The 14,095-nt window shown below is 59.5% G+C and carries 12 protein-coding genes; 1 reads left to right on the top strand and 11 read right to left on the bottom strand.

The genetic code is table 11. The features are described 5' to 3' along the window. Nucleotide 1: 1 nt before the first annotated feature. Genes ACA043_RS11215 through ACA043_RS11260 form a run of 10 tightly spaced genes read right to left on the bottom strand, consistent with a single transcriptional unit; the run spans nt 2 to nt 11,003 of the window. On the bottom strand, nt 2-1,138 hold the full coding sequence (locus ACA043_RS11215) for a glycosyltransferase family 2 protein (RefSeq protein WP_497659218.1): 1,137 nt from the start codon (nt 1,136-1,138) through the stop codon (nt 2-4). Next, entirely contained in the window at nt 1,131-2,099 is a 969-nt protein-coding gene (locus ACA043_RS11220) for a glycosyltransferase (protein WP_497659219.1), read from the bottom strand. Before ACA043_RS11220 ends, ACA043_RS11215 begins: the two co-directional genes overlap by 8 nt. Then, nucleotides 2,096-3,463, bottom strand: a complete 1,368-nt coding sequence (locus ACA043_RS11225) for an O-antigen ligase family protein (protein ID WP_497659220.1) — start codon at nt 3,461-3,463, stop codon at nt 2,096-2,098. Before ACA043_RS11225 ends, ACA043_RS11220 begins: the two co-directional genes overlap by 4 nt. Then, the gene (locus tag ACA043_RS11230; RefSeq protein ID WP_497617562.1) at nt 3,460-4,554 is read right to left on the bottom strand and encodes a glycosyltransferase family 4 protein; all 1,095 of its coding nucleotides are present in this window, start codon (nt 4,552-4,554) and stop codon (nt 3,460-3,462) included. The genes ACA043_RS11225 and ACA043_RS11230 overlap by 4 nt, the downstream gene beginning before the upstream one ends. Then, a complete protein-coding gene (locus tag ACA043_RS11235; RefSeq protein ID WP_187677040.1) occupies nt 4,551-6,143 on the bottom strand; it encodes a GumC family protein in 1,593 nt (530 codons plus the stop codon). Before ACA043_RS11235 ends, ACA043_RS11230 begins: the two co-directional genes overlap by 4 nt. A gap of 17 nt (nt 6,144-6,160) precedes the next feature. After that, on the bottom strand, nt 6,161-7,183 hold the full coding sequence (locus tag ACA043_RS11240) for a polysaccharide biosynthesis/export family protein (protein WP_187677041.1): 1,023 nt from the start codon (nt 7,181-7,183) through the stop codon (nt 6,161-6,163). A gap of 21 nt (nt 7,184-7,204) precedes the next feature. After that, entirely contained in the window at nt 7,205-7,852 is a 648-nt protein-coding gene (locus tag ACA043_RS11245; RefSeq protein WP_008084477.1) for a CpsD/CapB family tyrosine-protein kinase, read from the bottom strand. Then, a complete protein-coding gene (locus ACA043_RS11250; RefSeq protein WP_401265723.1) occupies nt 7,852-8,598 on the bottom strand; it encodes a sugar transferase in 747 nt (248 codons plus the stop codon). The genes ACA043_RS11245 and ACA043_RS11250 overlap by 1 nt, the downstream gene beginning before the upstream one ends. A gap of 18 nt (nt 8,599-8,616) precedes the next feature. Then, nucleotides 8,617-9,654: an NAD-dependent epimerase gene (locus tag ACA043_RS11255; RefSeq protein WP_497659221.1), complete on the bottom strand. Its 1,038-nt coding sequence runs from the start codon at nt 9,652-9,654 to the stop codon at nt 8,617-8,619. Next, entirely contained in the window at nt 9,651-11,003 is a 1,353-nt protein-coding gene (locus ACA043_RS11260; RefSeq protein ID WP_497659222.1) for a UDP-glucose dehydrogenase family protein, read from the bottom strand. The genes ACA043_RS11255 and ACA043_RS11260 overlap by 4 nt, the downstream gene beginning before the upstream one ends. A gap of 390 nt (nt 11,004-11,393) precedes the next feature. On the opposite strand from ACA043_RS11260, the gene ACA043_RS11265 reads away from it, so the two are divergent. After that, nucleotides 11,394-13,091 (top strand): sulfatase-like hydrolase/transferase, encoded by a 1,698-nt coding sequence (locus ACA043_RS11265; RefSeq protein ID WP_497659223.1) that lies wholly within the window; start codon nt 11,394-11,396, stop codon nt 13,089-13,091. A gap of 16 nt (nt 13,092-13,107) precedes the next feature. Here ACA043_RS11265 and ACA043_RS11270 read toward each other — a convergent pair whose 3' ends face one another. Next, nucleotides 13,108-14,049 (bottom strand): YncE family protein, encoded by a 942-nt coding sequence (locus ACA043_RS11270; RefSeq protein WP_497659224.1) that lies wholly within the window; start codon nt 14,047-14,049, stop codon nt 13,108-13,110. Between the last annotated feature and the right edge of the window lie 46 nt (nt 14,050-14,095).

Below are 14,095 nucleotides of genomic sequence, written 5' to 3' on the forward strand. Positions count from 1 at the left end.
CTTAACGGTTCTGTTCAGGATTCCACTGGGCATACCGCTGGCCGCGCAAGAACTGCCAGAGGCCGATGCTCATGCCCGCCAGTGTCACCAGCAGAAAGGCTGCGAGACGAAACGGTTTGGGCAAGCGGTGTTGCGAATCCAGCAGTCCGGCGATCGCCACGGCGTAACCGAACAGTTGCGCGATCAGGCTCAGGCGATAGAAACCATGCTCGTTCCACAGCCAGAAGTTGCTCAGCAGCAACGGCAGCAGGAGGATCGGCGCCAGACGGCGGATCAGTTTGTGGCTGATCAGTGCGAGCGAATACAGGCCGTGTTTGAGTGGGTTGAGCAACTCGCTGCGCTGGGCCAGGCTTTGCAGGCCACCGACGGTGACCCGTTGACGACGGCGGAACTGTTTATCCGCCTCGTCTACACCGTGGTCGATCACCTGCGCCTCGGGCACGTAGACGATGCGTTTGTGCGCCACAGGCGCGCAGGTGCTGATAAAGAAATCGTCGTTCACTTCGGCCGGGACGTTCTGGAACAGCTCGCGGCGCAGGGCGAGCAGGGCCCCGTCGGCGGAGACCATGCAGCCGGTGCGATTTTCCACCCGGCGCAGCCAGCCTTCGTAATGGCGATAGAGGCTGTCGCCGACGCTCAAGCCGCCGCCTGTGACGGGAATCACCATGTGCCCGGCACAGGCACCGACCTGCGGATCGCTCAACGGCGCGAGCAAGTGGCCGAGGGTGTCGCGCGACCATTGGTTGTCGGCATCGGTGAACACCAGAATGTCGCCGGTACTCAGCGCCACGCCGGCATTCAACGTGGCGGCTTTGCCTTGGCGCGGCAGGTCGAGGACGGTGATGCGCGGATCGATCACTTTGCGCGCGCAGGCCACGGTGTCATCGCTCGAGCCGTCGCTGGCCAGAATGATTTGCAGCGTCGCCGGTTGATAATCCTGGGCCAGCAGAGTGCGCAACTTGTGCTCGATATGCCGCGCCTCATTGTGCGCGGCGATCACGATGCTGATGTTCAGCGGCGGCGCCGGGGTGTGGCGCCAAGCCGGAAACAGCGGCGCCAAGATCGTCAGTAGCAGCGGATAACCGATATAGGCGTACACCGGCAACAACAGGCACATCCAGAACATGAATTCAGCCACGGGCGGGCCTCCTGGCGTTCCAATGACACAGACTGAGAATGAACGCGGCACCGGCCAGATGCAGACGCAGCCAATGCAAGCCCCACAGTTGCAGGGTCAGGCCGACATCGCGATGTTTGATGCTCTGGCGAATGCTCAGCACCAGGCCCGGTAACAAGGTCAACATCACCATGATCGCGGCGTGATGCGGGAAGCCGTCGAGCAGTGCAGAAATCGCCAGAAAATCCAGAATCCACACCGCGATCGACAGTATCGGAAAACGTAGCAGACGCAGGCTGTAACCGTGAGTACGCAACAGTTGCAGATGACTGCCCTGACGCCACATTTCCTTACCCATCCACTCGCACCAGTTCATTTCGTAACCCCAGTGCAGGGCGACATTGTTGTTGATCGACAGCAGCACCGCACCGTGTTGGCGCAGGCGCAGGGTGAACTCTTTGTCTTCGCCGGTGCGCAGGCTTTCGTTGAAACCGCCGACCTTGTCGAACCAGCGTTGGCGCATCAGCAGGTTGGAGCTCGGCAGCCAGTCCACTCCATGTGAGGTCTGCGAGGACACGCGCAAGGTGCGCCGCTGCCACGCGGTCGCGTACCACGGCGCTTCGGCCGGGGTGTGCAAGTCCAGGCCGAACACATCGGCCTGAGCGCTGGCCTCCAGGTCGAACAGCGGCAGCAGCCAGTCTTCCGGCATTTCGATATCGGCGTCGATAAACGCCAGCCATTCACCCGTGGCGATGGCCGTACCGCGATTGCGCAGGGCGCCGATCAGCAATCCTGGCATGACCAGCACCTGTGCGCCGAATTGCCGGGCGATCTGCGGGCCTTCGTCGCTGGAGCCGTTGTCGACGACGATCAGCTCGCATTCGATGTCGGCCGCGTGCGCGGCTTTTTGCGCGGCCAGCAGGGTACGGCCAATGTGGCGGGCCTCGTTGTACATCGGGATGACGATGCTGATCCGGCTCATGCCTTGGCCTCCGTCAATGGGGCTTGCTCGGCTTTGAGGCGCAGGACGCTGGTCAGCGCGAGCATGATCCACACGTATTTCTGGTTCGGTGCGCTGAGGAACATCAGGAACAGGGTCAGCGACAGAAAACTCACACCCAAGTGGGTCATCAAGTCGGCCTGTTGCCAATCGCGTCGCAGCATCCACGCTGCCCGCGCGCGGATCAGGTTGTACAACCCGAGGCCGAGCATGCCGACAAACAACAGGCCGGCCGGAACGCCGATCTCACTGAAGATTTCCAGGTAGGTGTTGTGGGCGCGGCGGTACAGGTCGCCGATCTTGCGGTTGGCGGAAAACGCCTTGGCGTAACCGGTGGTGGCGTAGTGCAGCGGGAAGGTGCCCGGGCCGGAACCGAGCAGCGGGTTCTCGCGGATCATCTGGCTGCCAACCACGATGTACGAAGCGCGGCGACCAAGGGACTCGTCCTGCGCCTTGGAGCCGGCGCTGAGGATACTCAGCGACTGGATGCGCGCCATGTAGCCGGCGGGCATCGCATAAATGGCCAACGGAATCACGATTGCCGCGCCAAGCATGGCGAAGCCTAAATGCCGAGGACGAATCCGCGTCAGTTGGGAGCGGTAATGCCAGCAACCGATCAACAGACTCAAGGCCACCACCACCAGCCCCGAGCGCGATTCGGTCTTCGTCATGCCGCCGAGTAACAGAATGCAGCATCCGCCCCAGAACAACCGATGCAACAGGTTCGGGCTGCGGATCACCAGCAGCAGCGCCAGCGGAATGGCGAAGGCGATCAGCATGGCAAAAGCGTTAGGGTCTTCGAGCAACCCGGCGGCACGGCCCTGATCCTGGAACTTTGCCGAGAACATGGCCATGGCGCAGGTGGTGCTGATGGCCAGAGTCGCCAGTCGGGCGAACAGATCAAGGTTCAGTTCGCGACCGATCAGCAGGGTGATGACAAACAGCACCAGGCCGACACTCAGTTCGCGCAGGTGCCCGAGCGACATGCCCATGTCATCGGTATTGAACAGGCTCAGGAAGTACAGAACCATGAACCAGATCAAGTAACGCCAGATATTGCTGCGCAGGCGCTCCGAGGGCATCTGGTGCAGAGCCAGTTGCAACATCAGGATCACTGCCAGCGAAGCGCCGAGGAGTTTGCTTCCGGACAGAAGACTGTCCTTGAAGAAACCTTCGAACGGCACCAGCGCAACGATACCGAGCAGGCCCCAGGTCGGCTTGCGATACAACACCGCGAAACCCACCAGGCCCAGCACCGCTCCCGGCGCCAGATAAGGATAAGGGCTGGCCAGCAAAGCGATGCAGACCAGACCGAGCAAACTGACGATCGAGAGCGGGAAAATCATGCGCGTGCCTCCCGTGCCGTGCGGATGTACAGCTGCGACCAGCGTTCGGCCAAAGCCTTGAGGTCGTAGCGATCCTGTTGCGTGCGTTTTGCGTTGTCGCGCAGTTGCCGCCCCAGTTTCGGTTCGTTCAACAGCGCGTCGAGCTGGCGGGCGAGGGCAGCACTGTCGGCCGGTTCGGCGAGTAAACCGTTGTGCCGGTGTTCCAGCACATCGGGAATCCCGCCCACACCGAACGCCACCACTGGCACACCGGCCTGCATCGCCTCCAGCAAAATCATCGGCGTGCCCTCAGTGCGCGAGCTGATCACCAGCGCATCGAGTTGCTGCCACCAGGGTTGCATCGCGATCTGATAACCGGGCAAGCGAATCCGTTGCTGCAAGCCGGCGCCGTCGATACGCGCCTGCAATGCCTCGTGTTCCGGGCCGTCGCCGAGCATCACAGCGTCCAATTGCGGATGCTGATGACACAGTGGAATCAGCGCATCAAGAAACAGATCCGGGCCTTTCTCGCTACTGAGCCGACCGACATATCCGGCGAGCCAGCGTGGCCGATCAGTGTTGTGGACCATCTGCGCAGGGGCGGCCGGCAAACCATTGGGGATCACCTGCAACTTCTCCGCCCGGACACTGGCCTGACGGTGCAACACGGCGATGCTTTCCGCCACGCAGACCACCCGGTTTACCGAAGCAGTGCGGCACAGTTGCAGGCTGAGCCAGGTGTAGAACTTTTGCTTGCGGCTACGCGGAGTGAACCCGTGTTGGGTGATCACCAGCGGCAGGCGCAACAGCGTTGCGCCTGCCCAACCGAACAGCAGCCCTTTGAAGTTGTGCGTGTTGATCAGCGGCTGCTCGTGTTGCCGTTGACGCAAGTGCCGCAGCAATTCACCCAGCCCGGCACAGCCCTGGCAGTCCACCCCGGCCTCGCGAAAGCGCGCGATCAGTTCTGGCGGCGCGTCGAGAAACAGCACCTGATGCTGCCCCGGCGTCGCCAGACAATGATCCAGCAACATCCGCTCGGCTCCATAGAACCCGCCGCTGCTGAGCAAATGAATGATCGGCAGCGCGGCGTTCGGGGTAGGCGCGGTGTTCAATTGCGCACCCAGTGCAAGAAGCTTGGCACCGTCCAGTTCTTGTGTGGATTGCTCGGCAGCACGTTTTGGTCGTTGATCACCAACAGCACCGGAATGCCCAGTTCGTGGCTGATTTGTGCCGGATGTTTGAAGCGATGATCGAAGAACTCACGCACGTAGACGAAAGCGATCGCCAGCAGCAGACCGGTGAGCATGCCGAACGGGATAATCAGCCCCGGCTTGGGAAACGCCGCTTCGGTCGGTTCGAACGGCGGGCTCAATACCCGGGCGTTGGACAGATCATCGTTTAGCGCACCGGTTGTACTGCTTTCGGCAAAGCGCTGAGCGTAGGTCGAGAACGCGGCATGCAAGGCGTCGATTTCGGTGTCCATCTGCCGCAGCTTGCTCTGGGTTTGCTGCAGGTCGCGGATGCGCGCCTTGAACTCGGTGATGCGCGCGGTTTTCTGATCGATCACCTGTTGCACCACTGCCAGATCGTTGGTGCGTTCCTGAATGCGATTGCTCACCACTTTGAGGAATTGCTGACGGGTGCGGGCGATCTGCTCGCGGGTCAACAGCATCGGTTCGCTGCTGGGCTGGAAGACGGCGAGGTCATTCATATAGCGGCTGACCTGGGTGGTCAGTTGCTCGCCCATCTGTTTGATTTCCCGATCCTCGAACGCCACGTTGTCCACTGTGGTGGTGAAGGTGAAGGGGAAGGTGTAATCGTTGAGTTTGCTGGTGCTGGCGGCGGTCATCGCGGTTTTCAGGTATTCGAGCCAGCGCTGACTTTGCAGCAGGCGGTCGCGATACAGGTTCAGCGCTTGCTCTTCGGTGTTGATCGCGTTCAAACGGAAGGTGATTTCTTCCTTCGGATCGGACGCGCCGACACTCTCCAGCAGGGCCTGACGGTTGCCTTCCAAGCCATCGAGGCGCACTTGATAGAGGTGCTTCTTCGATTCATAGAAGGACTGTGGCAGGTCGATCGATTGCAGCGCCTGGCGGCTGAACAGGTAGTTTTGCAGCAGAGCGGCGACAAACGTCGTGCCTTGATGCGGGTCAGGGAAGCTGTAGATGATCGAGATCACGTTGGAGCCGGGCAGGGTCTCGATTTTCAGACTGTCGATGGCTTGCTGGGTCAACGCATCAAGCGCCGTGTCACGCACCGGATCGGTTTCCAGCCCGAGCATGTTGCGCGTCGGGTTGATCACGTATTGGCGCAGCGGCGAACTGATGTAACGCTTGAACGGCTCGCTCACCAGTTTGCTGAAGATGCCCGGCGAAGGCGTGTATTCGCCTTTGTCGCGCAATTCGCTGATGGTCTGGCGGATCAGTGCTGGCGAACGGAGGATATTGCTCTCGGTTTCCATGTCCGCCAGTGAAGGTGGAATGAAAGTGGCGTTGTCCACCGTCAGCGACGTGGTGGCGTCACCCTGGGAGAGTTTTTTCGACTGCACGATCACTTGCGCGGTGATATCGAAGCTCTGTTTGAGCAACAGGGGCAGCAGCAGGGCGATGACTGCAAAGGTCAGGAAGACGCGCTTCACCAGTTGCTTGTTGGCGAAGAAAATCCTGAAGAACTCATGCAGGTAGTTTTCCTTTGGGTTCATGGTCGGTCACCTGAGAGTTAGTTATCACTGTCTTTGTTGTCGACGCGGTAGCCGAAGCTGAAACCGACGCCCTGGAACAACACCACGTCGGCCAATTGCCGGGCGAGTTCGCCGGCGCTGGCCAGTTTGGTTTTCGGTACGAAGAGCATGTCGTCCGGTTGCAGATACGCGATCTGCGAAGCATCGCCGGACAGGGCTTTCTCTACGTCGTAATGCACGGCCTGCACCTGATTGCCGTTGCGACGCATGATCACCACCGAGTCCAGCCGCGCCTTGACGTTGGTGCCGCGCGCCAGGGTCAGCGCTTCAAGCACCGAGACCGGCCGGCGAATCGGGTAGGAGCCTGGCTGACCGACTTCACCGAGCACGTAAATCTCGTTGCCGGCGGTGGATTTGAGCAGCACATCCACAGTCATCCGACCAGGCAGTTTTGCGTACCTCTGGTTAAGGAAGGTTTCCAGTTGATTGACGGTCATGCCTTGCAGCGGCACGGCACCGATCTCGGGGAAACTGGCGTAGCCGTCAGTGCCCACAGTGATCTCGCGGCTCATGCCGGTGGCTGGGTGATTCAGCGCGTTTTTCAGGTTTTGTTCGTTGGTCAGCGGGCTGATGATCTGCACGGTCAACTGATTGCGGTTGGGCTGGAACAGTTGTTTGCGCTGATAGGCCCGCTGGATTTCCTCACGCGCTTGCTCGCTGGTCAGCCCGGCGATTTTCACCGAGGTGTTGGCGCCCGGCAGTTCGATGGTGCCGTCCGGCAGCACCAGTTGGTTGCCGTTGAGCTGGCTGGCGGCGGTGAAGTTCAGACCGATCTGATCACCCGACTGCACGCGATAAGCGTCCGAGCCGCTGGTGCTGATGTGGAAAATCACGTCAAGCACATCCTGTGGGCGCAGGGTCTGCTCGATCTTCGGCATGTCGGTCGCCTGGGCGTTGGCCGGGGCGGCGGTGAGGATATTCACCGGCATGGTCTGGGTTTCGGAGGTGCTTGAGCAGCCCGCGAGCGGCAGCATCAGCAGCACAAGAATCTTGGCGTTCATGGCGTCATCCTTTGCGTTCGCTTACAGGTTTTTGTAAAGCCATTTAGGCATGTAGTACTTGCGCCGGTTGAACACGCTACCGACCACTTTTGCCCCGGCCTGAGTCAGGCGTTGCACGGCGGCCTGGGCGACTTCCCAGCGGGTGTCTTCGGCGCGAACGACAAACACCACGCCATCCACCTGAGTACTGATGACCAGCGTGTCGGCGGCGGAGTACACCGCGTCGCCATCGATCACCACGAAGCGGTACTGGCTGCCCAACTGGTCGAGCAACGGACTCAAACGCTCGGCGGTCAGGTGTTCCATGGTGCGGATCGGCCGGCCATTGGGCAGTACGTGAAATGGCAGGCTCGACACCTGCACCACGCAGTCTTGCAGCAGTGGTGGGTTATCCGGATTGAACAGCAAGTCACGCAGACCGCGCTCTTTGCTCAGGTTCAACTGCTGGGTGAGATTGCTCGCCGACTGGCTGGCGTCGACCAGCAGCACCTGGCCGCTGCTCATTTGCGCCAGTTGACTGGCCAGCGCCAAAGCGCTGGTGGTGGTGCCGGCGCCGGGGTTGGCGGCGGTCAGGAACAGGATCCGCAGATCAAGATCCAGTACGGTCGACGTCAGGTTCGATTCGCTGGGGTTGGCAATGCTCAGGCTTTTGTTGGTTGAACCGTCCATTAGCTTGCTCCGTGGCCGCTGAATACTTTGAAGGGGGTTTTCAACAGGATCTTCAGATCAAGCAAAAGGCTTTGCTCGGCGATGTAGCTGAGGTCCAACTCAACGCGCTGGTCGAAGTCGATGTTGCTGCGTCCGGAGATCTGCCAAAGGCCGGTCATGCCGGGGTAGATAGCCAGACGTGCGAGGTGGTTGTCCTTGTAGCGGTAAGCGTTGAACGAGGTCGGGCGGGGGCCGACCAGACGCATGTCACCGGTCACCACGTTGATCAGGTTGGGCAGTTCGTCGAGGCTGGTGCGCCGTAAAAAACTGCCGATGCCGGTGATGCGTGGGTCCTTGTCGATTTTGAAGTCGATGGCGTCGACCCCGTGCTTGTTGAGGTGACGCAGCGACTCTTTCAGCTCTTCGGCGTTGGCGACCATGGTGCGAAATTTGTACATGCCGAACTTGCGACCGCGGTAGCCGGTGCGTTTCTGCACGAACATCACCGGCCCTTGGCTGGTGAATTTGATGATCAGTGCCAGGCCAATCAACAGCGGCGAAATCAACAGCAGAATCGTCAGTGCGCCGAAGCAGGCCACCACCCGATTGGTACGCGACAGTTGCCATGGCCGACCGCCATCGCGACCGGTGAACCAGCCGCGGCCCTGGCGGTGAATCGCCGCATCGAGGCGCATTCGGTGCTCGGGGTCGACGCGCTTGTCACGACGCATCTCTTGGATCGGCACACCTTTTTCATGTCCAGTCATGGAGTCCTCCACATAAATTCAGCCGCGAGCGGCACGTGGGCGATAGGCAGTGGGGTAGTAGTCGCGGAACCAGGCGATGAACCGCCCCAGTCCTTCGTCCAGCTCTATCCGGGGCTGAAACCCGGTGGCCTGGGCCAGATCGCTGGCCTCGGCGCAGGTATTGAGCACGTCGCCCGGTTGCAGCGGCAGCAGCTCGACAATGGCTTTCTGGCCGAGGTGTTTTTCCATCAGCGCCAGATAGGTTTTCAGTGCCACAGGGTGTTGCCCGCCGATGTTGAACAGCCGCCATGGCGCCATGCTGCTGGCCGGGTCGGGTTGCTCGCGATCCCACTCGGGACAGGCCTGCGGTGGTTGAGCGGTGAGGCGAGCAATGCTTTCGATGATGTCGTCGATGTAGGTGAAGTCGCGCTGGTGCTCGCCATAGTTGAACAGCTTCAGCGGCTCGCCTTGGCTGATCGCCCGGGCGAACTGGATCGGCGACATGTCCGGCCGACCCCAAGGGCCGTACACGGTGAAAAAGCGCAGGCCGGTGCAGGGAATGCCGAACAGATGGCTGTAACTGTGGGCCATCAGCTCGTTGGCTTTCTTGGTCGCGGCGTACAGCGACAGCGGATGATTGACCCCGTCCTTCACCGAGTAGGGCGTGTGCTGGTTGGCGCCATACACCGAGCTGGATGAGGCGTAGATCAGGTGCTCGACCGGGTGATGCCGGCAGCTTTCAAGAATGTTCAGGAAACCGTTGAGGTTGCTGTCCAGATACGCCCGCGGATTTTCCAGTGAATAACGCACACCCGCCTGCGCGGCGAGGTGGATCACCACTTGCGGACGTTCACGGACAAACAGCGCGTCGATGGCCGACGCATCGGCCAGGTCAACCGTGGCGAGCTGGAAATCGCCGACCTGCCCGCGCACCCATTGCACGCGGTCGTGCTTGAGCTGCGGGTCGTAGTAGGCGTTGAAATTGTCCAGGCCGACCACCGAGTGCCCGTCGCGCATCAGCCGAAGGACGCAATGGGCACCAATGAAGCCAGCCGCGCCGGTGACCAGAATCTTCATGGTCGCAGCCCTTCGGGGGCGATGTGGCGCAGGCCGATGCCGCTGTAATGCAGACCCGCTGCGGCGAGATGTTCCGGGTTGTAAAGGTTGCGACCGTCGACCACCACCCGTGAGCGCAGTTTGCTGGCCAGCAGCTCGAAATCCACCACGCGAAAGTTTTTCCACTCGGTGCAGATCACCAGTGCATCGGCGTCTTCGAGGGTGTCGTCGCGGGTGGCGCACAGGTGCAAATCGTTGCGGTAGCCGTAAATGCGTCGGCATTCGGACATGGCTTCCGGATCGTAGGCTTGCACGCTGGCGCCCTCGGCCCATAACGCATCCATCAGGTAGCGGCTGGGCGCTTCACGCATGTCATCGGTGTTCGGTTTGAACGCCAATCCCCAGATGGCGATGGACTTACCGGCCAGGCCTTGGGGGAACTGCGCTTTCAATTTGCTGAAGAGAATGTGCCGCTGCAGATCGTTGACGTCGGTGACGCTGCGCAGCAGTTTGAGCGGCATGCCGTTGTGTTCGGCGGTGTGCAGCAGGGCGCGCAAGTCCTTGGGAAAGCACGAGCCACCGAAGCCGCAGCCCGGATAGATAAAGTGGTAACCGATGCGCGGGTCGGAGCCGATGCCCTTGCGCACCGCTTCAATATCGGCGCCGAGCAGTTCGGTGAGGTTGGCCAGTTCGTTCATGAAGCTGATGCGGGTGGCGAGCATCGCGTTGGCGGCGTACTTGGTCAGCTCGGCGCTGCGATTGTCCATGAACATCAGTTTTTCGCGATTGCGGCAGAACGGTGCGTACAACTCGCTCATCTGCTCGCGGGCTTCTTCGTCGCGGGTGCCGACGATGATCCGGTCCGGGCGCATGCAGTCGGCGAGGGCGCTGCCTTCCTTGAGGAACTCGGGGTTGGACACCACGCGCACCTGCAAATCGGTCTTGCCGCGGCGCAGCAACTCGCTGTTGGCGGCGGCCAACACCTGATCCGCCGTGCCGACCGGCACCGTTGACTTGATGATCAGCGTGCGATCGGCCTCCATGTGCGAAGCGATTTGCCGAGCGACATTGAGTACGTGGCTGAGGTCGGCGGAACCGTCCTCATCGGCCGGAGTGCCGACCGCGATGAAGATCAATTCGGCATGCTCGACCGCGTCGCTGGCCTGGGTGCTGAACATCAGGCGCCCGGCCTTAATGTTTTCTTCAAGGGTGCTGGAGAGGCCAGGTTCACTGATTGGCGGTACGGCTTGTTGCAGTTGTTTAATCTTGTTCGGGTCAATATCAACGCATAAAACCCGATGACCTACATCTGCAAGTGCGGCGGCTTGTATAAGTCCAACATAGCCCGTGCCAAATACGCTCACGTCCATCTGCGCACCCTCGATAGAGCGAAAAGAAGAAGTTCGGAAGAAGACTGTAAAAGGGGTATAGCGCAGGGTTTGAAAAGCGTGTCAGCAAAATGACATGTTGCACCTGTATAACACTTGAGCGTTTTTTGGCGATTAGCCATCAAGTCATTGCTGCGATTAGATTTGTTGATTTTTTGCAGATTTGTTCAGATTTCAAATAAGCGATGGATGGTCGTAAGCCGCTAGTCTTAAGGCTTGTAGCGTTTGTGGTGTGTCAGATTTGAGTCATCTTTTTTTTGACGCTTTCTAAAAAAAACAGTCAATTCTTGCGCTTTGATGGCCGGGTGCTAGTGTCAGGTTTTGACCGACAATCCCTTGACCCTCTGCCGTTTTGCACGACCGGTATTGCCCATGTTCAGATACGCCAAAGAACTGCTTTTAATTGTTTATTTGCTGCTTTATTCCGAATATTACATAGAGCGGTTAAATGCTATCGGCCTGGGTTTTGCTGTGCTTCTTTTTGGCGCGATGTTTTTGGCGCTTACTTTAGCGTTATATCTAACGGCCTATATACGGCACACTCTCGTTCGACATTTATTCGCATTGACGATGTTTGTTTCGGCGGTGTTTTTTGATGTCTATACCCGGGTCACGGCGGATTACCTGAACTACAGCAGCTTCGTCTCGCTGGTGTACTCCGGCGGCTTCATTCAGGAGGCGGCTTACCAGTATCGCGACGCGATCATCCACGGCGCCCTCAGTGGCTTGTTGCTGTTGTTTGGCATCGGTTTGAAACCACGGCATTCACTGAGGGTGCCGAATGCATTGCGTGTTGCGGCACCGATCTGTGGCGTGCTGTTGCTCAGTGCGGTGCTGTTTTTGCGTGCAGGCGAGGGCGCCCGTGGCTTGCCGATCATGTACACGCCGCTGGCCTATCTGAATCTTTTTGCCTATGAAGCACTGCACAACACCGTCGGCCCGCGTGAACCGGTAACGCTGGCGCGCAACGCGCAAGCGGTCGGCCATGACATCGTGCTGATCATCGACGAAAGCATTTCCGGCAATTACCTGGACATCAACGCGCCGTTCGGCGTGCACAGCAACCTCAAACAACCGCAGGCCGGCGTAGACATTTTCAATTACGGTTACGCCGCGTCCATTGCCAATTGCAGCGCCGACACCAACATCACCCTGCGTTACGGCGGCACCCGCGCCGACTACATGCGTATCAACAGCACGTTGCCGTCAATCTGGCAGTACGCAAAAAATGCCGGGCTGCGCACCGTATATATCGACGCCCAGCGCACGGCCGGCAACCTGCAGAACCTGATGAACGACGCCGAGAAAAAGGACATCGACGAGTTTGTGCAATTCGACCAAACCAGCGTGCGCGACCGCGACATGGCCGCAGCGGCGAAGCTGATCAGTCTGCTCAACGACGATAAGTCAGAGCTGATCCTGATCAACAAGGTCGGCGCGCATTTCCCGGTGCACGATAAATATCCGGATGCCTTCATGGCGTACCGTCCGACCCTGCCGCGTGGGCAGTTCACTGAAGTGGCCGACACTGGCGAGCGTAACGGTTTCAACGGTCAGCCGGATGACTGGGTGCTGTACCGCAACGCCTACAAGAACACTGTTTTATGGAATGTCGGCGAGTTCTTTTCGCGGGTGTTTGCCCAGGCCAACCTCAACAATGCGTTGCTGATCTACACCTCCGATCATGGCCAGGATCTGCATGAGCGTGGCAATCCAGGGCTCAACACGCATTGTGGAGGCGATCCGGTGGAGGAAGAGGGTTTGGTGCCGTTGGTGGTGATTTCCGGCAGCAACCTGAAGACACTGGACTGGCCCGCTCAACTGGCGGCGAACAAGGATCGCTCCAGTCACTACAACATCTTCCCGACCCTGTTGCAGTTGATGGGTTACGACCTGGCGGGGATCGAGGCGGTGTATGGCAAGCCGTTGACGGTGTCGACGGCGGATGAGTTCACCTTCAACTATCGCTTCAATGCGCGGCTGGGGGCCAAGCCTGAATGGAAGCACATTGATCTGGGCAGCATTGTGACGCCGTCGCAGGCTGCGACCAGTGTGGCGGCGGGGCAGTAGGTTTCGAGGCAAACGCTCAGTCGGTTTGCAAGGCAAACACCCAGAGCGCATCGGCTGACGAGTCGCAGACATACAGTTGCTGACGGTCGCGACTGAACATAGGGCTTTGCGGATATTCGCCGGCCGTAAACGTGTGAATACTGCGCCGCGATACGGTATCGATGATTGAGACCGTTCGTTCGCCGGCACTGCAACAGCAGGCGAGACGGCCGTCCGCGCTGACGAAAAACCCGTGGGGTAATTGAGCGGTCGGGATCAAGTCAATCAGTTTGCCCATGCCCAGATCGATGACCGCAGTACTGCTATCTGCGCCGTGATAGGGCACATAGGCCAACTGATTGTCGGGGCTTAGAGTCACCTCCTCAAATGAGCTGGGGAGGGTCAAAACAATCTGCGTCTCGGCATTGCGGGTGTTCAGGAACCGCAGTTCATGATGGATGTAGTCGCAGTAGTACAACCGATCGTCGGCACTCAATGCCGCGCCACTGGTGAACGGCCCGGTATCGAAGCAGGCGACGACTTTGGCGCTCGCCGTATCAATCTCATGGATATGCCCGTTTACATGGCTATTGCTGTGCACAAACAACCGCGCGCCGTCAGCGCTGAGTGCAAACGAATGTCCTTGGGCAGCGCTGATGGTCTGACGGATACGTTGGCGGCGGGTATCGATGGCCAGTACCAGCGGTTGATCGAGGCCGGTTATATAAGCGGTCATACCGCTGTTATCGATGACGATCGCCATGGGCCGGATGGGTAGTCGTATCAGCGCGCTCACTCTGTGCAACTGTAGATCAATGATCGACAGGCTGCGGCCTTCGGTATTGCATACATAGGCAACCGGCAGTTTCGGGTGCAGGGCGATGGCGCCGGGTTCACGCCCCACTGTGATGACCTCGATGACCCGGGAGGTGCATTTGAGCAAAGCAGGGAGCGATTCATACACGATGGTTGTCTTCATGTTGGCATTGCCTTTTGCACTCAACTGTCCCTGTTCGACGGCCTGT

It is taken from the genome of Pseudomonas sp. LBUM1648 (assembly GCF_059716145.1).